This window comes from Clostridia bacterium (assembly GCA_026414765.1).
GTDB lineage: Bacteria > Bacillota > Clostridia > Acetivibrionales > DSM-27016 > SKW86.
Window position 1 is genome coordinate 212,985 of record JAOAIJ010000009.1, and the last position, 24,272, is coordinate 237,256.

Here is a 24,272-nt window from a genome sequence, read left to right on the forward strand (position 1 = left end):
TAAAATAAATTTTATTGATTATTGGGCAGTATTACTTTTATAATAAGAATAGCTAAGGAAAAGCGGAGGATGTACCATGCCTAATAAAACCTTCTTGAATCTACCTATAGAAAAACAGGAAGAAATAATTGAGATTTCATTGCAGGTATTTTGCAAGCATGACTATGAATCAGCTTCTTTAAATGAAATAATAAGCAAGCTTGGTATAGCAAAAGGCAGTTTTTACAGATATTTTGATACAAAGAGTGAGTTGTACTCATACCTGATAGAGTATTCGGTAAGGAAAAAATCCGCCTATATTGATGAACATGTAGATTTAACTACTACTGACGTATTTGAGTTATTCAAAAATACAATGTTTCATCATTTGAAGTTTGACTTGATATATCCTATATACGGAAAATTTCTCTTACAGGTTTTTACTCAGGATAATCTAAGGCGGCAAGCATTTTCAAAGCATCTGAAAGCCCCGTCAATAATCAGAGGCCTGATAATCAGGGCTCAAAATGAAGAAACTTTAAGAAAGGACATGGATGTGGATTTTATCATGCATTGCATGTTCAGAGCAGCAACAGGCCTTGACGATTATATGGCTGAAATGACGGGCATAAACCATAAAAGATTGATTGATGAGGCTGCTGATCTTGATATAAATGATGATGAATTAATGAGTATATTTGATATGCTGGTTAAGTTTCTGAAGCATGGATTTTTGACAAAACAGTAGAAGGAGAGTTTGTATGATAAAGCTGATTTCGTGGAACGTAAACGGACTTAGGGCGTGTATGGAAAAAGGGTTTCTGGACTTTTTCAGGAGTGTGGATGCCGACGTTTTCTGCATACAGGAAAGCAAGCTGCAGGAAGGTCAGATCAGTCTTGAGCTTGACGGATACCATCAATACTGGAATTATGCTGAAAAGAAAGGGTATTCGGGTACAGCAGTTTTTTCCCGTATAAAGCCTATAAATGCATCGCATGGTCTTGGCATGCCGGAGCATGACAGCGAAGGCCGTACAATAACCCTTGAGTATGATGAATTTTTTCTCGTAAACGTTTACACCCCTAATGCAAGAAGGGGATTGGAGCGGTTGGATTACAGAATGAAGTGGGAAGATGATTTCAGATGTTATTTAAAAAATCTTGATTCAAAGAAACCAGTCGTTATTTGCGGAGATCTGAATGTTGCACATAAGGAAATAGACTTGAAAAATCCATCCTCAAACAGAAAAAATGCAGGTTTTACAGATGAAGAAAGAGGTAAATTTACTGAGCTTCTTTATACGGGCTTCATAGATACCTACCGGTATTTCTTCCCTGATAAAAAGGATGCATACACCTGGTGGTCTTATATGTTTAATGCACGGGCCAAGAATGCAGGCTGGCGTATTGACTACTTCTGTGTTTCTGAAAGGCTTAAAGACAGTCTGTTTCAGGCAACTATTCATTCTGAAGTGCCAGGATCGGACCACTGCCCGGTAGAACTTGTTATTAAATAGCTTGGAGGGAATAAAATGAGAAACCAGTATTCACCTGATAGTAGAATTGTAATTAATTGTGTAAATTGCAGGAATAAGCTAAGAGTTCCTCTGGATAAGGGAAAAATATCCGTCACATGCCCTGTATGCAGACGGGAATTCCGGTATAACCCAAATTCCATCATTGATACACTCAGACAAATTGTATTATCTATCGTATCGTTGGTATCAAAAAGCCGTAGAAACCTGTTAATTTTCATAGCTGCAGCATTAATACTTGTGGCAGTATTGTTCTTCATGCTTTTTGGTTCTGACAGGCAAAACATGGATAAAAGCAATGAACAGGGCATAGAAGCATACAATAGCATACAGACACTCTATAACATGCCTGCTCCTCACTCCCAGCTATAAGAAAAACCGTTTGCCGGCTATTTTTAATAGCTGACAAACGGTACTATATCTTAAAATCTGGCTTTATTAGCTTGATTCATATGTTTATGAAATACTCACTTCTGGTCTAAGACCTGAAGTAAAACAGTGAACCTTGTACCCTTCCCCGGTGTGCTTTCCACTTTTATCTGTCCCTTATGCTCATCCACAATCCATTTTGCTATAGCAAGCCCCAATCCTGAACCACCTTTATTTCTGGACCTGGCTTTGTCAACCCTGTAAAAACGGTCAAAAATTCTTGATAGATGCTCCTTTTCTATTCCTACACCGGTATCTTCAACTGCTATTTCTACATGTTTATCCCTTCTTTTCATTACTACCTCTATCCGCCCTCCATTGCCGGTATACTTTAACGCATTGTCGATCAGTATTATAATAAGCTGCTTTATTCTGTTTCTGTCTCCAATAAACTCGACTCCAGAAAGCGAGTTGTGTTCCAAGGTCATCCCCTGAGCGGCTGCGATAGGCTTGTAAGGATCGACGGCTTCATGTAAAGCTTCATCCAGCATGAAACGGTTCATTTCAAGAGTCTGCTGATTTGCATCGGATCTTGACAGTGTGAGCAGATCGTCTATCAGTTTGGACATTCGCTTGCTCTCGTTAAGCATATTCTCCAGCCACTTGTTCTGGCTCTCTACAGTTTCATCCGGATTCCCCATGACCAGCTCAAGATTTGTCTGTATTACTGCCAGTGGTGTACGCAATTCGTGTGAAGCATCAGCCGTAAAATCCACCTGCTTCTGCCAGGCTTTTTTTATGGGAACTATGACTCTACCCGATATAAACAGACTACCGAAAAAAACAAATACAAGGCATAAAATAACAGAAAAAATAATTCTGACCGTAAGCTCATGTTTGCGGATATCGTTTTGTTCCGCAACATAGGAAGAACCGGTTAGTATCGCTAGCGCAAGCAAAACCAGCATAACGCCTATTACACATATAATAAAAAAAGTCAATCTCAATCTCAGCTTCCTGAACATATCACGCCTCCTTCAGACAGTATCCTATTCCCCTGACTGTATCTATGCTTATTCCTGATAGGGACGGGTCAAGCTTTTTTCTTAAGTAATATATATATATTTCCACATTATTCATTTCTACTTCACTGTCAAACCCCCATACTCTTTGCAATATCTGCTCCTTTGTAAGTACCTGCCCATAGTTTCTCATCAGAAGCTCCAGTAACTGCGCTTCTTTCAAAGTGAGCTTTATTGTTTCGCTTCCGCAGACTGCTTCGCAGCGTAAGGGGTCTAATGAAAGAGAGGCAATACAAATCTTATCACCCAGCAGTTCTTTATCATAACGTCTTCCAAGTGCTCTGACTCTCGCCAGAAGCTCTTCTGTAGAAAATGGTTTCACAAGGTAGTCATCTGCTCCGGCATCCAACCCTTCAACTCTGCAACCTATAGAATCTCTTGCTGTTAGAAATATTACAGCCGTTTTTATGCCCTTTGCCCTGAGGTTTCTTAGTATTTCTACGCCTTCCCTGCCTGGCAGCATCCGGTCTAAAATAATAAGATCATATATATCACTCTCAGCCATATCCTGACCTGTAATTCCATCGTAAGCCACATCTACCGGAAACTTGTTTTTCTTCAGTATGTATTCAAGGGCATCTGCCAGCCCCTGCTCATCCTCCACCAGTAGTATCCTCACATCCATCACCTTCTTTTAATACTATCTTATCTTACATTCCTTAAAATTTCATTAGAAAATTTCTTTACATAAACATAAAAATTCTAAGCTGATTCTAAGATTGGTATGTAAAAATCCTTATATGAAATCAAATTAATGTATTGTGCCAGGTTAAGAAAATAAAAAGGAGAGAAAAAAAATGACAACTGTAAAAAAAGAAAAGGCAGTAAAAAGGACATTTTGGGGTGTAGCTGTATTCTATTTCCTGATAGCTTTTGAATTCCTATACATGGCTAGTCCCTTTGCAGTATACTTCTATTCGGCTTACAAGCCTGCACTGGATTTTTTCAACCGGTCTCCCGTATTATCGTGGCTTGTATCCTACTTTCTTCCACATAACGTAAGAGAAACCACATCCACACTCGTAAACTTGCATAATAAAGTGGGTATTATTTTAGCTCTTTCCGGCTTTCTGGGGTTCTGCATCGGTGCATCCCAGGTATACTACCACAAACTTGCCAGGAAAGGAGCGGTTACCGGAGGTATTTACAATTTTATAAGACATCCTCAATATGCTTCATTTATCATATGCAGCTTCGGGTTATTACTAATGTGGCCCCGCTACATCGTTCTGATCATGTTCACTACCATGCTGTTCGCATACTATTTGCTTGCAAAGGCTGAAGAAATGGAATGTGAGGAAAAATTCGGCCAGTCGTATACGGATTATAAAAATAAGACCAACATGTTCTTCCCCTTTAAAATACCCTTTGCCAAAAAAACACCTGCCTCACCTGTATCAAGGTCTAAAAAGCTTATTACCATTCTCTGTACTTATATACTTACACTGGCTGTTGTACTCATTATTGCAAAGGGCTTGAACACACTCGCCCTGAACAGCCTGTATGCTGTCTATACTGGTAATTCTGCAAACATTTCACTTTGTAAGATTGAACCCGGAAAGCTAAACAGTATACTGGACATTGTCAACTCAGATACCAGGGTAAAAGCTATTATGGAAAAGGTAGAAAAGGACAGGGATACCAAATATCTGAATTACGTTCTGCCCAGTGAATGGTTCGCAGCAGAAGTCCCGATGAACGGTATAAAGAGAGGATCCGGACATTATTCTCCTTCAGATTATGACAATAATTCATTCAAAGTTATACTGACCAAAGCAGACATCAGGCCAGGCAAATCAATATCCAGCAAGGAAATCCTTACCAACGTTGTAAAGAGACACGCCATTATTGAGGTATGGGTTGATGTATCCGGGCAAAAGGTCACGAAAATAATGGAAATGCCAGAAAAGATAAAGTATGAGAACATACCTGTTGCAGTCTATTAGTTTTGTACAAGTTTCCGGCAAGTCCATTTTACTAAATACAGCAGCTTCTCAGCATCATATAGTTTTAGCATACAAGGAGGATTAATATGATCAGTATTAAAGGTATTAATAAAGTTTATCAGCATCAATCTCTCAGTAACAAGGTTTTGAAGAATATATCCTTTGATATAGGTAAAGGCGAATTCGTACTGATAATGGGTAAATCAGGGAGTGGCAAATCAACGCTTCTGAATATTATGACTGGAGTTGACAAGCCAACAAGCGGGGATGTTATTATAAACAACTCCAGTATAGTTAATCTGGATGAAGGAAGTATGGCCGGCTTCAGAGGGAAGAACATGGGAATAATTTTTCAATTCTTTCAGTTGATACCTACCCTGTCTGTCATTGAAAACATTCTGCTCCCTATGGACCTTGTTAAGAAGATTCCTGTGAAAGACAGAAAAGCCAGAGCAATTCAATTACTTAAAAAGGTGGGGCTTTCAGAGCATGCAGACAAAATGCCCAGTGCCCTTTCCGGCGGAGAGCAGCAGCGCGTGGCCATAGCAAGAGCTTTGGCTAACGATGTCCATATCATTGTAGCTGATGAACCTACAGGGAACCTTGATACTAAAAATGCAGAAATAATTTTCGAGCTATTCAACAAGTTAAAGCAGGAAGGCAAGACAGTAATCATGGTCACTCATGAAAGGGAGATAATCAAGGGAGCCAGCCGGAGAATCCTTATAAGAGATGGAGAAATCATTGAAGACACTCTTCTTGAAATGGGGGTTAGTGCAGGATGAAAAGGTTGTTTATAAAAGTTATCCGTGATTTGTTCAAGGATAAATTCAGAGCTGTCATGTCACTTCTTGCTATAACAGTCGGTATGATAGCCTTTGGGGTCATGTTATTTTCCTACGATATAGTCAACAGGGAGATAGTGAATGTTTTTTCAGCAATCAACCCTTCTTCTGCCACTGTTACAGTTGACAGGGTTGATGACAAACTTGTGTCTTTAACCAGAGAATTCAAGGGTTTCAATGACTTTGAAGAAAAAGGCTTCTACGAATTGAGAATGAAGACAAGTGATAACAAATGGAAAACCCTTCATTTGTTCGCTGTGAAAGATTTCAGCAAGATGAAAATAAATAAAATCCGTAGTCTGTCCGGTGATTTCCAACCTCACAGGGGTGAAATTCTTATTGAAAGAGATGCCCTGGGAGTAGCAGATGCGGTACTGAATGACACCATATCCATCCTCCTCCCTGATTCCCGTCTGCAAGAATTCAAGGTAACAGGTGTTGTCAACGATATCAATCTGCACCCTGCTTCAATTCACAACACCGTATATGCATATGTAGCATACGACACGCTGGCAGAATTGGGACTGCAAGGTAACAGGATTGATTTTATCATTGCAGGCAACAAATATGAAAAGTCCGATATATTGGCAATAAGCAATGAGTATATGAAATTGTTGGAACACAACGGTTACAAGCTAAAGGGCCTGGACATATCAAAAAATCCGGGCGTCAGTATTCATATGGATGAATATGATTCAGTACTCTTCATATTGCGTATTTTTTCAGTAGTGTCCTTTATATTTGGATGCATGATTATGAGCGGCCTTCTGTCAACCATTCTATCGAATCAAATCAGACAGATTGGAATTCTTAAAGCTATCGGAGCAAGGACAAAAAATATATTCCCGGTATATATGCTTGCAATCCTCCTCTTAGTGCTGATTACAGTAGCGGTGTCATTTCCCTCGTCTGTACTTATTTCCAAAACCCTCTCTGTTCTCTTTATGAGGCTGGGTAATATGCCACTCCCTGATAGCGGTATACCAGGGTATTTATATGTGCTATTCTGCGTTTCAGGAATAACTGTCCCACTTTTAGTCTCTTTCTTTCCAATAAAAAGAGGCATACGGGCGACAGTCAAAGATGCGCTAAGCAATTATGGCATAAACGGCATAAAAGCAAGCAGTAATTTATCTTCACCCCAGCTTGGTATATTCAAAGCATTTTCCAGACCAGTAATTATGTCACTCAGAAATGCACTAAGACGTAAAGGCCGGCTTTACATGAATATTGCCACTCTGACTCTGGGTGGAGCTATTTTTGTGGCAGTAGTGACATCCATGATGTCTCTCCAGGGTACTCTGTCAAAAAGTATAAAAACACTCGGGTACGACTATCAGATTACTACCAGTTCCTATATTGATGATGCGAGACTGGCTCATGCAGTAAAAAAAATTCCGGAAATAAAACAGTACGAAAGCTGGGGGGTCAGTGGCGGCAAGCATAAATACAAAGACGGCAAGCTCGGTAATCTTTACACTATCATAGCCCCTTCCCACGATACAAAAATGATGAAGCCAGAAATTATGGATGGCAGGTGGTTTATAGAAGGTGATACAAATGGAATCATAGTCGGGCATAAGTTTTTTCTTTCAGAACCTGACTATAAACTTGGGGATACAATTACTTTTCTTATCGGAAATTCCGAAGAACAGTTTAAAATCATCGGAACAGTAAAAGAACTGGGTTCTCCAGCTATTTTACTGAACAAAAAAAGCTTTGACCGGCTTATCCCTGAAAAAGCAAGACAGAACTGCATTAAATTATCAATCGCCCCTGGTAATGCAAACAAGGATATTTTATATCATAGAATTGAGGATAGCTTTGAAAAACAAAATATAAATATCTTCCAGGGTGAAAGTAAAAATGAACAGTACAAAATTCTGTCAGGTCACTTTATGATTATTCTGGTATCTTTTCTTATAGTTTCATTAATGGTAGTAGTTGTTGCTTCTTTTGGACTGACCTCCACAATGAGTGTACAGGTTTCAGAGAGGACAAAAGAGATAGGTATAATGAAAGCCATGGGAGCAACAAAGTTACAAATAAGAAGAGTTGTTACAGCAGAGAGTATATTCATATGTATCTTAAGCTGGTTAATTTCCATCCTTGTTGGTATTCCTGCGGGAATAATGGGAGCATATGTTTTTGGATACATAATCATTGATACCCCGCTTAATATAGATTTCACATCTTTTATCGTCCCCTTTATGATCTGGCTTGTCTTGACAGTCACAACAGGCTATTTTTCAAGCAGGACCGCAGCCAGGAGGGCATCAAGCCTGAGTATAAAAGATACACTGGCTTATGAATGAAGAGTTAAAAAATAAAAGTGATTAACAAATATTCATTATGACTTAACAAGGTGAGCTTATGTGGACGAAAAAAAATACCATACTTAGAACAGTAGTAAAAATCCTATCTTTCATTCTTGTTTCAGAAATGTTCTCCAGAGCATTTGATGGCCTTAAAGCCATTTATGGTATGCTCCTGATACAAAGTCTAAACATCACAAAGCTGAGTATATCACTGAGTCCGATTATTTCGGTGGTTTTCTTGTGCATACTGTTCGGAAGGTTTTTCTGCGGCTGGTTTTGCGCTTTTGGATCACTGAATGATTTTCTATATTTGATATCAAGTAAAGTGTTTGGAAAGAGATTTACAATCAGCCCTCTGGCAGATGCTCTGTTAAAATACCTTAAATATGCCATCCTTCTTTTCATCTTCGGCTTTGTGTGGACATTGAAGCTGCTTCCGTCCGAAAACTATAGTCCATGGCTTGCTTTTGACCAGATAACACAAGCTCCAGGTATTTTTTTTGTTAGACCGGCGGCTTACATTTTGTTATTGCTGATACTTATAGGCTCAATGTTTGTTGAAAGATTTTTCTGCAAGTATCTGTGCCCGCTTGGAGCAGTATTGTCGATAATCTCCAGATTAAGGTTTGTAGAAATAAGCAAACAGGTATCTTCTAACTGTAGTAGTTGCAGTGTCTGCAAGTCAAAGTGTCCCATGAATATAAACCTTGATGATATGGAGCAACAAAAGAGCGGTGAATGTATAGACTGCCTAAAATGCATTGATTATTGTCCGAAAGATAACATAAAGATACATTTTCTATGCAGAAATATTACTAGAAGCAAGTATATTACTTTTGCAGCTCTAACTATAATTTTCTCCTACCTTTCAAGCAGCTATATAAGTTCATACGCTAATGCAAAAGGCTATTCCGTATCAAATCCGTATACTGCTTCTTACACTGATAATACTTGTCAGAGTGATTCAGGCATCGATATTCCGGAAGAATTGACATACAAGGATGGTGTGTTCAAAGGTGTATCCCGTGGCCGCCGCAAAAACCTCACAGTCCTGGTTAAAGTGAAAAACGGCCGTGTTTCCGAAATAGAAATATTGTCACACAAGGAATCTAGAGGCTATTATGAAGAACCTTTCAGGACGATTCCAAAGAAAATTATTTCTTCCCAATCTCTTGATGTTGATGTGGTTTCAGGTGCGACCCTTACAAGCAACGGGATAATCAACGCTGTTAAAGATGCGTTAAGCAATGCAAAAGAATAGGCTAAACCCACTCATGTGAAAATATACTTGAGTGGGTTTAGTTTATGTTTACGTTTTTCACCGTCTGTAAAAAATCCAGATCTTTATGAATTCTTTATATTCACTATCTAAAATAGAAAATAAGACAAAAAATTTGTAGTTATATGCACAAATAAAATATAATTAACTTAGTACGCCATGTTAGGTGAATTTTACCTGTTATACTTAATCAACAGCCTGAGATAGTTTGATTTCATTAAGGAGATGGAATATGCCAGAAAAAATACTGATTGCCGATGACGAAGAAGGAATAATATCTTTTATAAAAGATGCACTGATTTGCGAGGGATATGAAGTAATGACCGCAACCAATGGTGACCAGGCTGTAAGCTGTGCTATGAAGCACCCGGATCTTATAATCCTGGATATCATGATGCCGGGTAAAGACGGATATGAAGTTTGTCAAGCCATAAGGGACATCGTATCCTGTCCGATAATTTTTTTAAGTGCTCTTCAGAGTGAGTCCGACAAGATTAAGGGTCTTGCGATAGGAGGAGATGACTATCTGACAAAGCCTTTTAGTCTGAGAGAGCTAAAAGTGCGCATTCAGGCCCATCTCCGGCGGGAAAAGAGAACTTCCTCAGTTCTTCATAAAACTTTTTTAAAGTACAGAAATCTTGCTATAGATTTAAAAGGGCGTGAGGTATTCTGCAAGGATAATAAAATCGTGTTTACAAAGCGTGAATTTGATATCATTGAACTTCTGGCCCTACACCCCGGTATTACATTTTCCAAAGACCAGATTTATGAGAAGGTATGGGGATATGATGCTATGGGGGATTCAGCAGGTGTAGCGGAGCATGTAAAGAAAATCCGTTCAAAACTGAATGCTGCCGATTCACAGAATGAATATATTTCTACCGTATGGGGGGTGGGCTATAAATGGGAAAGAATAAAATGAAAAAAAGAATTACAATAGAAAAGGAATTTATCTCATCCTACGTAATTGTTCTGATATTGAGCATAATTACGTCAATTGCTGCAGTAATGTCCTTCTATCTTATATTTCATTCCGTAAAAGGCTTCCATTCGTCAGATATAAAAAGGGCAAATATGACAGAGATTATAGAATATGCACATAGAAACAGCAGTTTTATTATAAATGGTAAAAGGATCGATGAACTAAACAATCTTGCAGACACGCATAATCTCAGCTTCTTAATCAAGGATGCCGCTAATAATGTAGTATACAGTTCGGGTAAAGAAAACATAAGCATAGATCATGACGGTTTCCTTACAAATATGATACATGAAATAAGGAGCACCTTGATAAATTCATCAACCGTTGATATTCCCCTGATGCACCCTGATACCGGCAAAGTGCAGCAAATTCTGGTATTGACACAAAAAAGCAACTCCTATTCCATACTATTTATACTTATTGATATCAGCATACCGTTTATATGTTTCATAACATTCACCCTCATAGTTTCCAGAAAGCTTAGTAGAAGAATTAAAACTCCTTTGCGGGAGTTAATGGATGCTGTTGAAAAAATAAAGGGCAGGGATCTGGATTTTACTATAGAAAACAGACAAAGTAATGAAATAGGAGATCTGGCAAGAGCATTTGAGGAAATGAAGGCAAATCTCAAAACTTCTTTGTTAAGAGAATGGCAGCTTGAGCATGACAGACGTGAAATGGTCTCAGCTATAACACATGATTTGAGAACTCCCCTTGCCATCATTCAAGGGCATATAGAAGCCCTGCAGGACGGAATGAAGGAAAACAGGGATAAGCTTGACGCTTATCTGAATACAATAGAACAAAATGCAAAGCGGGCAAAAAATCTTATAGATGAGATGAATCTGCTGGTTGAAATAGACAGTATGGATTTTACGCTGTCCCCTTCTCCATTGGATCTGGTACAGTTTATGAAAAACAGGGTACAAGAATATGAAGTACTGGCAGAACAAAAGGACATAAGAATTGTAAAAAGGATAAGTGACAACCGTAAGGAAAATTCAATGACCGCAGTAGATCCCAGTCGGCTTTCGCAGGTTCTCGACAATATCATGAGCAATAGTTTGCGATATACTCCAAAAGGGGGCACTATCAGCGTTAACCTGGAAATTTTAGAAACAGAGGCACACTTCAGAATATGCGATACAGGTGCCGGCTTTTCTGAAAAAGATTTGTCCAACCTGTTTAAAAAGTTCTACAAGGGCGATGCATCAAGATCAGTGGTAAAAGGCCATTGCGGTCTCGGCTTGTATATCAGCAAATCAATAATCCAAAAACATGGTGGTGCTGTAAGAGCTTGTAATATGCCTGAAGGCGGAGCCTGCATAGAATTTAGTATCACATTCTGACTAAACAAATTTAGGAGAAATAATCCATCAAACCAGATTTTATCTCCTGCCTTTATAAAATCTTTAAAAATATCGCTTAAAATCTGAATATAGCAGTTATTGATGTGATTTCGCATTAAACATCACTTCATAATAACTTAATATAGGAGGATTTTGATGATTAACTTAAAAGGTATTGAAAAGGTTTACAAAACTGGATATAAGGATTATTCAGTCTTAAAAAACGTATCATTTGACATTAAAGCAGGCGAGTTTGTCATAATCATGGGAAAGTCAGGCAGTGGAAAATCCACTCTTATGAACATCATAACCGGAGTTGACAAACCAACAAGTGGCGATGTAGTTATTAATGGAATCGGCATAAATAGCTATAATGAAGGGAAAATGGCGCAATGGAGAGGACATAACGTAGGCATAATCTTTCAGTTTTTTCAACTGATTCCCACATTATCCGTTATAGAAAATATCTTATTACCTATGGATCTGGTAAAAAAAATCCCTGCTAAAGAAAGAGAGTCTAAAGCTGTAAAGCTATTGACCAAGGTAGGTCTTACTGAGCATGCACATAAAATGCCATCCGCCCTTTCAGGGGGAGAGCAGCAAAGGGTAGCTATTGCACGTGCTCTCGCAAATGATGTGCCAATTATAGTTGCGGATGAACCTACTGGAAACCTTGATTCAAAGAATGCAGAAATTATTTATGATTTGTTTGATAAGATAAAAAAGGAAGGGAAAACCGTTATAATGGTTACCCATGAGAGAGAGATTATCAAAGGCGCTACCAGAAAACTTGTTCTGAGAGACGGAGAAGTAATTGAAGATGTTACTCTTGTGCCGGGGGTAAAAGCTGTATGAAAAGGTTGTTTGTAAAGATAATACGCGATTTACTTAAGGACAAACTTAGGACATTTCTTTCATTATTGGCTATCGCGATAGGTATGACAGCCTTCGGTCTGGTAATGTTTTCTTACAATATATTGACAAGAGAATTGTCCGATATATTTACAGCCATAAACCCCGTATCAGCCAGCATTATGGTTGACAAAATCGATGACAGGTTGATTGACCTGACTAGGGGATTTAAAGAAATTGGTGAGTTTGAGGAAAAAGGATATTATGAACTCAGACTAAAGCTGGGTGAAAACAAGTGGAAGACACTCCACCTGTATGCTGTTAAAGATTTCAGCAAAATGAGGATTAATAAAGTGAAGAGCCAGGAAGGAAGCTTCAGCCCTGGAAAAAACGAAGTACTGATTGAAAGGGATGCACTAGGAGTTGCTAACGCTGTACTAAATAAAAACATAAAAGTAGCTTTGCCTGACTCAAGCATCCGTGAACTCAAAGTTGTTGGAGTTGTTCATGACATAGTCGTCCACCCCGCTTCCATAGAAAACATCATACCGGTTTATATTTCTTACGACTCACTTGAAGACTTAGGTCTCATAGGAAACCGGATGGATGTCATACTTGCAGATAACAAGTATGACAGAAAAAGCATATTGGCTGCCGGCAATGACTATATCAAGCTATTAGAAACTAATGGATATAAAGTAAGTGATATCGATATCTCAAGCACTCCCGGCAGAAGCATGCATCAGTCTGAATACGATTCTATCCTTTTCATCCTGCAGGTGTTTGCTATTATAGCCTTTTTACTCGGCTGCATGATCATGAGCAGTTTGTTGTCTTCCATACTTTCAAGCCAGATAAGGCAGATCGGAGTACTGAAGGCTATCGGAGCCAAAACGTCTAATATCTTCCTGTCATATATGCTTATAATGCTGGCTTTAGTATCGTTAACATCAGCAGTATCCGTACCTGCCTCAACAGCACTTGCCAAAAGCTTCTCTGTTCTGATGATGCGGTTAGGCAACATGGAACTTGGCAGTAGCAGTATACCCGTAAACCTGATTGTATTGTTTTGTGTATTGAGTTTCGTAATACCAATGATTATTTCCATATTCCCCATACGCAGGGGGGTTAAAATAACTGTAAGAGAGGCAATCAACGATTATGGAACGGTTCAGCATGCGGGCAGCAGTAGGCAGGATATGCCAGGTGTTGATTTAAGATTATTCTCAAGACCGGTTATGCTATCTATAAGGAATGCAGCAAGGCGTAAAGGCCGTTTTTATCTGAATGTAATAAGCCTGACCTTAAGTGGAGCTATTTTTATTGCTGCAATAACTGCTATGGTTTCTATGAGCTACACTATATCAAAAGACCTTGAAACATTTAATTTTGATTATCAGATTAGAACTAGCAATTCAGTTGATGATTCAAAATTGGATTATGTTATAAAAAACATCCCTGAAATAATTGGCTATGAAAATTGGGGACATGCTACAGGGAAGCTGATATATAACGACGGAAAAGCTGGTAATTTATATGATATCATGGCTCTCTCTCCCAATACCAAAGCATTTAAGCCTGAACAGATGGAGGGCAGATGGCTCTCTGACCATGATACAAATGAAATCGTAGTAGGACATCAGTTTTTTTCAAATGAACCAGCTTTCAGGTTTGGCGATACAATAGCTGTAAAATTTGGAAATAAAGAGCAACGGTTTAAGATAGTTGGCACCATCAAGGAACTTGGTTCTCCTACAATATATATGACAAAAAAAAGCTATGATAAACTGGTTCCTGCCGAAAACAAAAAGAACAGTATAAAACTTATGATTCAGCCCGGTATTTCAGAAAAACAAAACTTGTATCAAAAAACAGAAGACAGGCTTAGAGAAGCAGGAGTAATTATTTTTCAGAGCGAAAGCATGGAAGAATTGCTTGAGGTTTTGGAAGCACACGGCACACTGATTATTGTATTCTTTCTGGCAATTTCTATAATGGTGGTGGTAGTTGCAGGTTTCGGACTTTCATCAACAATGAATGTACAGGTCACTGAAAGAACAAGAGAAATCGGCATCATGAAAGCAATGGGGGCATCCAGGAGGCAAATCAAAAGAATTGTAACTGCTGAGAGTGTATTTATTTCCATTGTAAGCTGGTTGGTTTCAATCATACTTGGTATACCTCTTGGTGCGCTGGTAGCTTTCGTAGTGGGCAACATCATGGTTAGCACCTCACTGGATGTTAACTATGCGCAAAGCTACATACCTGTTGTAATATGGTTAGTGTTAACGCTTACAATAAGTTATGCAGCGAGCAGGACTGCTTCTAAACGGGCATCAAAAATGAGTGTCAAAGAGACACTTGCATTTGAATAATAATAAGTATCGGTAAACAATTGTCTTCCAGGCTGAGTAAAAGGTATTTTACTCAGCCTTTTTTATTAACCGCTCCACAATCCCCCTTTTTCAAAAAATATCAAGAATGTATTCTGACTTTATAAAATCTTTAAAATTCAGTATTACCATTAATATATAAAATGAAAATAATCAGATGGAGGACAGAAATATGAAAGTTTTAGAAAATAAAAGGGCGGTTATTACAGGAGGCAGTGAAGGAATAGGTTTTTCAATTGCAAAATCCTTTGCAAAGAACGGGTGCGATGTTCTATTGATAGCCAGAAACCGGGATAAGCTTGATAAAGCAGCTTCAGATTTATCAGTATATGGAACAAAAGTAGAGACCATATCTTTTGATCTGTCAAATACTGAGTCTATAATGGAATTAGCAGGCAGTATTACGGATATTTACCCCAAAATAGATATACTTGTCAATAATGCCGGCGGAGCAGAATTTAAAGCCTTTGAAAGTGTATCCGCAAAGTGCTTCGACTATCTCTTTGATTTAAATGTAAAATCTATGTTCCTTCTTACACAAGGCTTATTGCCGGCACTCAAACAAAACAATGGCACCATTATAAACATCTCTTCTTTTCATGCACAAAGAGTAATGCCGGGATACCCTTCTACAGTGTATTCCATAGCAAAAGCCGCCGTTAATGCCTTTACTAAAAGTCTGGCTTATGAGCTGGGTCCCCAGGGTATAAGGGTGAATGCCATAGCTCCCGGTAATGTAAGCACTTCTAAAGTCAGAGCAGCTATGGAAAATATTCCTGAGCAAGCTAAGGGCAGGATGCAGGAAATGATACGGACTATATACCCGCTCGGAAGGGTAGGAACTCCTGACGAATTGGGTGGAATAGCAGTCTATCTGGCTTCCGAACAGGCAGCATGGGTTACCGGAAGCATATTTAACATAGATGGCGGAATTACAACGAATTAAAAGAGCTGAACAAGAATTGGAGTGATACTCATGAATAATACTAATCAAATCAAAACTGTCAAAGGGACTTTCTGGGGGGCAGCAGCCTTCTATCTTCTTATAGCTTTTGAATTTTTCTATATGGCAAGTCCCTTTGCCGTCTATTTTTATTCCGTTTACAGACCCGTATTGAACTTTTTTAATGATTCACCGTTATTAGCCGGGCTGATAATTTACTTTATGCCTCACTTTACTGAAACATCTTCAGTAATCATTAATTCACATAATATTTTAGGAGGGATATTGGCTTTATCAGGTTTCCTAGCCTTTTGTGTAGGGGCGTCACAGGTTTACTATCACAAGCTTGCAAAAAAAGGAGCTGTCACAGGCGGTATCTATAACTTCATACGCCATCCTCAATATGCATCCTTTATAGTATGCAGCTTCGGCTTGCTCTTGTTATGGCCCAGATATATAGTTCTTATAATGTTCATTACCATGATTTTTGCATATTACCTGCTGGCAAAAGTAGAAGAGAAGGAATGTGAAGCAAAATTCGGACAGACTTATTTAGACTATAAAAACAAGACCAACATGTTCCTTCCATTCAGATTGCCTTTCAAAATAGCACCTCTCTTCAGGTTTAAGAGAAAATCCGCAAAACTCCTTGCTCTGGTCGGAATATATATTCTTACACTGACCATCGGTATCGGCATCGCAAAAGGTCTGAATACTCTCACTCTAAACAGCCTTTATGCCGTATATACAGAAAACTCCGCAAGCATTTCAATGTCCGGTATTGATATTGATAAACTACATAAGATTATAAACATAGCAGGCAAAAATAAGGATGTAAAGGCCAGGCTTGAGAAATTCACATCTGGCACGGATTCAAAATTCCTCAATTATGTACTGCCCAGTGAATGGTATGCCGCAGAAATACCAATGAACGGAATGGGTCCCATGGGCAGGCACACTGCTGCTTCAAATTATAATAAAAATGAATATAAAATTATTTTTACAAAAGCTCATATGAGGACAAATGACAGAATCCAAGGAAAGGATATAATTATGAATGTTTCCAAAAGAGAGGCTATTGTTGAAGTATGGGTTGATGTTGCAGACGGTAAGGTCACAAAGATAATGGACATGCCGAAAAAAATAATGTATGAAAACATTCCTGTAGCACTGTATTAGTCCTATGAAAGTAATCAATATGTCTCATTAATGGAGGGTGAAAATGTTTCCTCTGAAAATCAAAGTAATATTATTGATTTGCATATCCATAACAAGTATATATCTGGTTATCTCCGGAAGTTTCAGAATTCTTTATAAAGGACTACCCTCAGACCATTTTGATGGAAGACGGTTTTTTTATAAAGGTTCCACCCACTCCTTCACCGATATGGTTAAGTGGATATGGCAAATGGAAACTGTGGAATGGCCTGCCTGGGTAGATGATCCTCCCCAGGCAAAACCTGTAGAGCATGTTAAAGCCGGAGAACTTAAAATAACCTACATCAACCACGCTACACTGCTGATACAGATAGATGGAATAAACATACTGACTGACCCTATCTGGTCAGAAGGTGCAGGCCCTATTTCATTTTTAAGCACAAAAAGGGTAAGGGCACCGGGCATAAAATTAGATGACTTACCCAGGATTGATGTTATTCTGATAAGCCATGACCATTATGACCACCTGGATCAAAAAACTTTGTCCGGGCTTTCAAAGACTCATAAGCCGAAAATTCTTGCAGGGTTAGGTGTAAAATCCCTACTAAATGAAAAGAAATTCCCTGACATAACAGAGCTGGACTGGTGGCAGTATTCTGTATATAAAAACCTGAAAGTCACCTTTGTACCCGCCCGTCACAACTCAGGCAGGGCTTTTACAGGAAGCAACAAAACCTTATGGGGGGGATTTGTTATTGAAAGTCCGGAAGGAAAGGTATATTTTGCTGGTGATACGGCTTATGATGACTTTATACCGGAGATAGGAAAGAAATTCGGTCAATTCCGCTTAACTGTTTTGCCTATAGGAAGTTATGAAAAACGCTGGTATATGAAAACCCAGCATATGAATCCAGAGGAATCTGTAAAGACCCATATACTGTTAAAATCAAAGCAAAGTGTAGGCTTTCATTACGCAACTTTTAAAGAGCATCCGGAGCAAGCTATTAATGCCCATGAAAAGGATTTGTCCATAGCTCTGAAAAAGTATGAGGTTCCCGAAACGGCTTTTTGGGTTCTTCAGTTCGGTGAAGGAAGATATGTCCGAAAATGAATATTTTGTTGATATGAATATAACTCTATATTGCGTTTCTGCTCATCAATCGTATTCCTGTCCTTCGTCACCACTCTTATATAGCCGCTTGCCTTTGTCTATCCATACAGTCTCCTAATGAAATACTAGATTTTTTAAAAGAAAAAAGCCTTACATTAAAGTTATTAATCCACCTATACCTGGATTAAATCACTTATAAGGCAATTTTATTGGATTAACCAACGTTTATTTATCTTAAATATTGGCAATAACTAATCTAAGTAGTTTTACTAGGAGGTTCTTTTAAAAATGGATAGTATATTTTTAAACCTTGAAGAGAGAAAGAATATCGGTGGAGGAAAAGTGAAAAGATTGAGAAAAGCAGGCTATATACCTGCTGTAATTTATGGGCGCAGTATGGAATCCATACCCACTCAGATAAAAGCGTCGGAATTCAGGGAGTTTTTAATGAAACACGGCAAAAATTCAATTTTCACTACTGAATTTGCAGCAGAGCAGGATATGTCCGTTTTGGTTAAAGATATCCAATATGACATGTTGAAAAACGCTGTTTCTCACGTGGATTTCCAGCGGGTTTCCATTAATGAAAAGATACATGCTGCAATACCCGTCAGAATAACAGGAGATAACAGGCTTAAAGGCACCGGTAGTGTAATCGTTCATCAGCTCGATGAGGTTATTGTAGAATGTCTTCCGCAAAATGTTCCCCATCATCTGAATGCAGACGTATCCGGCATGACACCCGGCCATAGTCTGACAGCAGCACAACTGCACCTTCCTCAAGGAGTGACGCTTGTAACGGAACCCGGCAGTGTAATACTGGCAGTTACTGGAGGCAAATCAGCTGATTTGCAGGTTGAAAAGACAGATGAAGCCGTTGTGCCCAAAGGTGAAGAAGGAAATGTTCATGCAAAAAGAATATAGAAATATATTCACCATAAGATTTTTACTTAATTAAGCATTAAAGAGCCAGTAAATAACTCCCTGGCTCTTTAACCTCTAAACACTAAACTTATGAATACTATCCTGCAAATTTGTTGCCAAACTTGTCAGTTCTTCGGCAAATGTCGATATTTGCTGGATTACAGACATCTGCTCCTCAGCCGAAGCAGCAACCTGTTGAGTGCAGGCAGCAGCATTTTCTGCTATATCTGCAATATTGCTAATATCAGTTCCGGTTTCCTTTGCATTTGAGTTTAGCAGGTTTGCAGCCGCTGTAACCTCTTTTACTTTTTCAGTTATCTTAATAACGGTATCTGTAATATGCCAAAACGCATTTACAGTATCTGCCATAGCCTTTTCCTGATCCGCTGCGGAAACCCTGACTTTATCCACTTCTTTAACAGTGTGTTCGATACTTGCTTTAACCTCTTTTACAATATCCTGTATCTTTTTTACTGATCTGCTAGACTGCTCAGCCAGCTTCTTAACCTCTTCTGAAACTATAGCAAAGCCTCTTCCATGTTCTCCTGCACGTGCTGCTTCAATTGCGGCATTCAACGAAAGCATTTCTGTCTGAGCTGCTATTCCTCTGATTGTATCCACTATTAACCCTATTTCCTTTGATTTTTCCGATAATTCTGTTATAGATGCACCTACATTTATCACTATAGCCTTGTTTTCAAGTATCTTTTCCTTCTGGTACCGGACAGATATTTCGCCAGATTTTATGGTTTCTTTCGACCTTTCAGCCAATTCTTCCGACTTCTCCATATCAGCCGCAATTTTATCCAGTCCTGTTATTATTTCTGTAATGCTTGACTTACCCCTATCAGATGACACAGCCTGCTCTGAAGCCCCTTTTGCCAGGTCAGACGTAGCTGTTGCAACCTGTTCGGACATTTTCAGAATAACAGATGTAGACGACATCACTTCTTTGGAAGATTCTGCGACACTGGCCCCCATGACTCTCACATCTTTTAGCAGTGCCTGAACGTTCATTATCATGCTGTTAAATGCCCGTGAAATTATACCTATTTCATCCTTCTGATCAATATCTATCAGTTTTGAAAAATCATATTCCGCGAGTCTGTCCAGATGTTTCAAAAGCTTCCTGATGCTTCGATTCAGTGGAATTGTGATTAAAGCAGCCATTGCTGCAGCTAAAATTACAAAGGCTAGTGTAAATATATGAATTCTGTTAATAACGGAAGCCTTCATCTCATCCAGATCATCTATATAAATCCCGCTTCCGACTATCCATTTCCATGGTTCAAACCCCTTAACATATGACATTTTCGGCTGAGGTTTTTCCCTGCCGGGCTTTGGCCACTGATACTTAACAACTCCTTCTCCACTTTCTTTAACCTTGTCAACAAAAGCGGAAAAAAGCCTAAAACCGGTAGGATCCTTGTATTCTGAAAGATTTTGCCCGTCTAATTCAGATTTAGTAGGATGCATTATCATTACAGGAGTATAGTCATTTATCCAAAAATAATCATTACTGCCGTAGCGCATTCTGTTTATTTCAGACCGAGCCATCTCCTTTGCTTTTTCCTCGGATACTATGCCTTTCCGGACCTGGTCGTAATAATATTCCATCGTACTGTAAGGCACCTCAACGAGATTCTGCATCTTATTAATCGACCGTAACTCTATAGTTTTTTCAATGGTTGGAATTATAAAGACTTCAATTAATGCAATAAATGAAAGCAATAATATTGCACAAAGGATAAAAATTTTATTGCTTAGCCTTAGATTTTTCAATAGCTTCATCTTGTATCCCACCTAACATTTATTTAAAACTACTATTTTTATCGGAATAATAACAGAAATTCTTGAGCATATGACGCTTATCCAGTATAAATTACCAGATACAGGCTTTTAGTACAAACAAAAACACGGTCAGTTCTTAAAGCAAACTTAGGAACTGACCGTGTTTTTAGTAATAATAAGCATTAAAGATTCTTTTCCGTTTTCTTCAGCTTTTCTGCAAGTTTTAAAGCTTCTTCATAGGATACAGGTTTTTTGAAATCCATAACCATTCCACCCGCAACCCAATCCTTACGCTTTTGATTCTTTTCCGGACAGTGCTGGTTACTGCACTTCCCGTTTTTCTTCATAGATCCGCACTTGCAAAAATCCATAAATAACATTCCTCCACATCTTAAGCTATGCCTATTTTAGATTCCATACTATATTTTTACTCCCCCTCAAATAATAGCAGCCCATACTCCCCTTGACAGCTATCATGCGCTATTAGTATATTCAAAAAAGGGAAGCTGCTTATAGAAGCCTCTTCCCACTGATTTATCTTTCATCTTTAAAGGTTGTACAACATGTATCATCACTTATGTCTGCACGTCTGCCACCCATAGGGTTCACTTCAAGTGCTTGCGCATGACACATATACTCTTCGTTAAACACACAGTTTGTAACACCGCATTTTACCTGCATACATGGTGATTTTGCATCCATTTGCCTCACCTCCTTTGGCCGGAGAAAATAGTAATATTTCTAGCACCTTCAGACAATAAATTTGTCTCTTGCTCCAGTTAACTTTATTTCAATGCAATTGTTTTTGTTTTTCTTACAATTATTATGTTAACATGCTTACTATTATATGCTGAAAAAAAATTATATTAATAAAATTTTTTGGCATAATGAAAATTTAATATAAACAAAAAAAGACTCGTACCAACCGAGTCTTTTTTGCTTATATCAGCAGATTATTGACTAGCAAAACGGGTTAACTTATATCGTCTGGCAGCCATTACAATAATATATGCTGCCACCCATGTAGTTTTCTTTTTTGATAGTATTTCCACATATATCACACTGTCTGCCTGCTGTATTCTTGCTCGCTTTTGTCCTGTAACCCCCAGGACAACCGAACAAATCTCTTTCGGTGTCTCTTCCTCCCTGAAATGTCATCTCGGCAAGAGTAGATTTTATAGTATCAAAAAGCTTTTCCTTATCTGCTATGGATAAGGTATTCATTTTCCTTTTAGGGTGTATCCCGGCAATATAAAGTATGTCCTGCAAAACACCGTTACCAAGCCCGGGTATTCTTTGTTCGGTAGCAAGAAAGGCTTTGGCGCTTAACTTCTGAACCTCAGGTATTGTAGCAAGTCGGTCAAAATATACTTTACTAAACTCTTCAGATAAGGGAGACGGTTTCTCTTTTGCAGTTTTATAGTAGATATTGTCATATTCACCTTCACCGAAACTGCATAAAGCTCCATACATCTGAACACATGCACTGACAGCAGAAAAGTCCTCAAACTCTATCAGGAGCTGGTGTTTCTGGGGTCGCTGTTCATTTTGGTTATGATACCGTACTCCTACCCCTTCACTGAACAGCACTCTTTTGTCCTCTGCTTCAATTTCTACCATGCTGCCAAAACCTCTGACTCCTTTTATAGTTTTACCGTAAAGCAGCTCATGGTAACTCTGCGGATCTCCATGATACCAGGCAAACTTATGCGGTGTCTGTGCTGCAGTCACATTAGCAATTTTTTTTCCCTTAATACTATCATTAAGTTGACATGCAATGGTCAAAGCTTCAGGTAATTCAATCATAGACAAAACTCCTTTACAGTAAATTGAGGAACAGTCCTTGTCTTAAGTTTGTATATTTAATAAATTCAATCCAGGTCGGGCTATTTCAATGGCATTACTATTCTCGTCAGCAGCTCACTCTCAGGCACATCATTAGGCGAATTAAGATAATACTCATAGTACACACCCTGTTTCTCATAGCCATTTTCGTCTATCCATCCGAACATCTCGTTGTAAGGCTGTTCCATTCCGGCATATGCGCCTTTATATACATACGAGACGTATTTACCCTTAGGCAATTCTCCTGATCTGATTTCGTCTTTTCCAGGCAAGATCCTTGATACCGGAAATCCCATCTCAACATCCAGATCATTCATATCCAGATTGTGATAAGCTGTAAATGGAGCATCCGACGGCTGCTCTCCAAGCTCATTCATATATTGTATTATTCTGTCATAGCACTCTCCGATCAAAGCAGATAAATTTTCAAACGCTGTTCTCGTTCTAATGGACAGCACAGGTTGTTCTTTTTGCTCATTCAGTTCAATTTTTGACATACACCTTTCCTCCACTTCTCCCGATCCGTATCAGTTAACAAAACCGGCTTACTTAATGTGTATTTCCTCATATATGAAGTGTATTAATCATATATCAAAAAATTTGACAACTGTATGTCATATTAATATTAATTATCATAGAATTTCAAAGTTTTTTTCATCCTGTCGGTTAAAATCTTCCGTATATGTTTCGGCTCAAGCACCTCAAGAAAGTACCCGAAGGACATCAGGTACCCGTATACCCACTCGTCCTCTGGAAGTGCTATGTCTACCCGGTAGGTCCCGTCTTCATTTCTGGTTATCATGTCCTCATCAAAATCGTCATAAATTCTATATAAAACCTCAGGAGAAAACTTCAGTTTTAGATTCACCGGCGGCTTCTGGCTTCCATCCGACTCTTCTTTCCTTACGCTTTCCGGCCTTTTTCTTTCAAAGATTTCATTTGTCAGAAGTAATTTTTTAATCCTTGAAATCCGGAAGACCCGAAAATCCTGTCTGCCTTTGCAAAACCCCCATAAATACCATGCCTGCCCCTTGAATATCAGCTTCATCGGCTCCATGCTTCTCAGGCTTTTATTTCCTTCTGCATTTATATACTCAAATGAAATTACCCTTCTTTCCAATACTGCCCTTTTAATATTTATAAACTTATTATATTCATTCGGTTTACTGCCCCACTGTGAAAAATCAATGTAAACCCAGTCGGCAGCTTCAGTATTTTTGAAAACAGACCCAATCTTATCGATGATCATATCGATTTCCGGGTATTTTATTGCCTGTAGGGTTTTTAGGGCAAGAAGCAGACTGTCTATTTCATGGTCAGATACAAGTGTCCTATTCAGGGAGTAATTTTCCAGAAGCGCTATTCCCCCTCCGCTGCCTTTGTTTGTGAAAACAGGTACTCCCGCTGAAGACAAAATATCTATATCCCTGTATATTGTTCTGGTGGAAACCCCAAACCTGTCAGACAGTTCTCTTGCTGTAATACTCTCTCTGTTAAGCAATATTATCGTTATTTCAAGCAAGCGGTTAATTTTCATTGTTATCACCCACCTGCCTCAATTATACCCTACA

23 protein-coding genes are annotated in these 24,272 nt (G+C 38.7%); 15 read left to right on the plus strand and 8 right to left on the minus strand.

Annotation, left to right across the window (positions count from 1 at the left end; genetic code table 11):
* Nucleotides 1-76 precede the first annotated feature (76 nt).
* The 3 genes from N3I35_01945 to N3I35_01955 are packed head-to-tail and all read left to right on the plus strand — an operon-like array spanning nt 77 to nt 1,886.
* Nucleotides 77-727 (plus strand): TetR/AcrR family transcriptional regulator, encoded by a 651-nt coding sequence (locus N3I35_01945; GenBank protein MCX8128844.1) that lies wholly within the window; start codon nt 77-79, stop codon nt 725-727.
* Between the two features lie 13 nt (nt 728-740).
* Nucleotides 741-1,496: an exodeoxyribonuclease III gene (locus N3I35_01950; GenBank protein ID MCX8128845.1), complete on the plus strand. Its 756-nt coding sequence runs from the start codon at nt 741-743 to the stop codon at nt 1,494-1,496.
* Nucleotides 1,497-1,511: 15 nt separating this feature from the next.
* Nucleotides 1,512-1,886, plus strand: coding sequence for a hypothetical protein (locus N3I35_01955; protein ID MCX8128846.1), 375 nt, complete (start codon nt 1,512-1,514; stop codon nt 1,884-1,886).
* 95 nt (nt 1,887-1,981) lie between these two features.
* Here N3I35_01955 and N3I35_01960 read toward each other — a convergent pair whose 3' ends face one another.
* Complete coding sequence (locus tag N3I35_01960) at nt 1,982-2,908, minus strand: HAMP domain-containing histidine kinase (GenBank protein ID MCX8128847.1); 927 nt, start codon at nt 2,906-2,908, stop codon at nt 1,982-1,984.
* A gap of 1 nt (nt 2,909) precedes the next feature.
* A complete protein-coding gene (locus N3I35_01965) occupies nt 2,910-3,584 on the minus strand; it encodes a response regulator transcription factor (GenBank protein MCX8128848.1) in 675 nt (224 codons plus the stop codon).
* A gap of 178 nt (nt 3,585-3,762) precedes the next feature.
* On the opposite strand from N3I35_01965, the gene N3I35_01970 reads away from it, so the two are divergent.
* From N3I35_01970 to N3I35_02025, 12 genes are all read left to right on the plus strand, one after another.
* Nucleotides 3,763-4,911, plus strand: a complete 1,149-nt coding sequence (locus N3I35_01970; protein MCX8128849.1) for an isoprenylcysteine carboxylmethyltransferase family protein — start codon at nt 3,763-3,765, stop codon at nt 4,909-4,911.
* 86 nt (nt 4,912-4,997) lie between these two features.
* On the plus strand, nt 4,998-5,696 hold the full coding sequence (locus N3I35_01975; protein ID MCX8128850.1) for an ABC transporter ATP-binding protein: 699 nt from the start codon (nt 4,998-5,000) through the stop codon (nt 5,694-5,696).
* Complete coding sequence (locus N3I35_01980; GenBank protein ID MCX8128851.1) at nt 5,693-8,071, plus strand: FtsX-like permease family protein; 2,379 nt, start codon at nt 5,693-5,695, stop codon at nt 8,069-8,071. Before N3I35_01975 ends, N3I35_01980 begins: the two co-directional genes overlap by 4 nt.
* 58 nt (nt 8,072-8,129) lie before the next feature.
* Nucleotides 8,130-9,335 carry a 4Fe-4S binding protein gene (locus tag N3I35_01985; protein MCX8128852.1) on the plus strand — a complete coding sequence of 402 codons (1,206 nt, stop codon included), beginning with the start codon at nt 8,130-8,132 and terminating at the stop codon, nt 9,333-9,335.
* A gap of 250 nt (nt 9,336-9,585) precedes the next feature.
* Complete coding sequence (locus tag N3I35_01990) at nt 9,586-10,275, plus strand: response regulator transcription factor (GenBank protein MCX8128853.1); 690 nt, start codon at nt 9,586-9,588, stop codon at nt 10,273-10,275.
* Entirely contained in the window at nt 10,257-11,684 is a 1,428-nt protein-coding gene (locus N3I35_01995; protein MCX8128854.1) for a HAMP domain-containing histidine kinase, read from the plus strand. Before N3I35_01990 ends, N3I35_01995 begins: the two co-directional genes overlap by 19 nt.
* Nucleotides 11,685-11,840: 156 nt before the next feature.
* A complete protein-coding gene (locus N3I35_02000; protein ID MCX8128855.1) occupies nt 11,841-12,539 on the plus strand; it encodes an ABC transporter ATP-binding protein in 699 nt (232 codons plus the stop codon).
* A complete protein-coding gene (locus N3I35_02005; GenBank protein ID MCX8128856.1) occupies nt 12,536-14,911 on the plus strand; it encodes an FtsX-like permease family protein in 2,376 nt (791 codons plus the stop codon). Before N3I35_02000 ends, N3I35_02005 begins: the two co-directional genes overlap by 4 nt.
* A gap of 190 nt (nt 14,912-15,101) precedes the next feature.
* Nucleotides 15,102-15,875, plus strand: a complete 774-nt coding sequence (locus N3I35_02010; GenBank protein ID MCX8128857.1) for an SDR family oxidoreductase — start codon at nt 15,102-15,104, stop codon at nt 15,873-15,875.
* Between the two features lie 30 nt (nt 15,876-15,905).
* Nucleotides 15,906-17,051, plus strand: coding sequence for an isoprenylcysteine carboxylmethyltransferase family protein (locus N3I35_02015; GenBank protein MCX8128858.1), 1,146 nt, complete (start codon nt 15,906-15,908; stop codon nt 17,049-17,051).
* A gap of 43 nt (nt 17,052-17,094) precedes the next feature.
* Nucleotides 17,095-18,141, plus strand: coding sequence for an MBL fold metallo-hydrolase (locus tag N3I35_02020; protein MCX8128859.1), 1,047 nt, complete (start codon nt 17,095-17,097; stop codon nt 18,139-18,141).
* Between the two features lie 288 nt (nt 18,142-18,429).
* On the plus strand, nt 18,430-19,065 hold the full coding sequence (locus tag N3I35_02025; GenBank protein MCX8128860.1) for a 50S ribosomal protein L25: 636 nt from the start codon (nt 18,430-18,432) through the stop codon (nt 19,063-19,065).
* A 75-nt stretch (nt 19,066-19,140) separates the two neighbouring features.
* Here N3I35_02025 and N3I35_02030 read toward each other — a convergent pair whose 3' ends face one another.
* The 6 genes from N3I35_02030 to N3I35_02055 all read right to left on the minus strand — a co-directional run bounded on the left by N3I35_02030 (nt 19,141) and on the right by N3I35_02055 (nt 24,238).
* Complete coding sequence (locus N3I35_02030) at nt 19,141-20,856, minus strand: methyl-accepting chemotaxis protein (protein ID MCX8128861.1); 1,716 nt, start codon at nt 20,854-20,856, stop codon at nt 19,141-19,143.
* 182 nt (nt 20,857-21,038) lie between these two features.
* A complete protein-coding gene (locus N3I35_02035) occupies nt 21,039-21,227 on the minus strand; it encodes a hypothetical protein (GenBank protein MCX8128862.1) in 189 nt (62 codons plus the stop codon).
* A gap of 163 nt (nt 21,228-21,390) precedes the next feature.
* A complete protein-coding gene (locus N3I35_02040; GenBank protein ID MCX8128863.1) occupies nt 21,391-21,558 on the minus strand; it encodes a DUF1540 domain-containing protein in 168 nt (55 codons plus the stop codon).
* A 276-nt stretch (nt 21,559-21,834) separates the two neighbouring features.
* A complete protein-coding gene (locus N3I35_02045; protein ID MCX8128864.1) occupies nt 21,835-22,662 on the minus strand; it encodes an endonuclease VIII in 828 nt (275 codons plus the stop codon).
* A gap of 80 nt (nt 22,663-22,742) precedes the next feature.
* Nucleotides 22,743-23,198, minus strand: coding sequence for a GyrI-like domain-containing protein (locus N3I35_02050; GenBank protein MCX8128865.1), 456 nt, complete (start codon nt 23,196-23,198; stop codon nt 22,743-22,745).
* Between the two features lie 128 nt (nt 23,199-23,326).
* Complete coding sequence (locus N3I35_02055) at nt 23,327-24,238, minus strand: YafY family transcriptional regulator (protein MCX8128866.1); 912 nt, start codon at nt 24,236-24,238, stop codon at nt 23,327-23,329.
* Between the last annotated feature and the right edge of the window lie 34 nt (nt 24,239-24,272).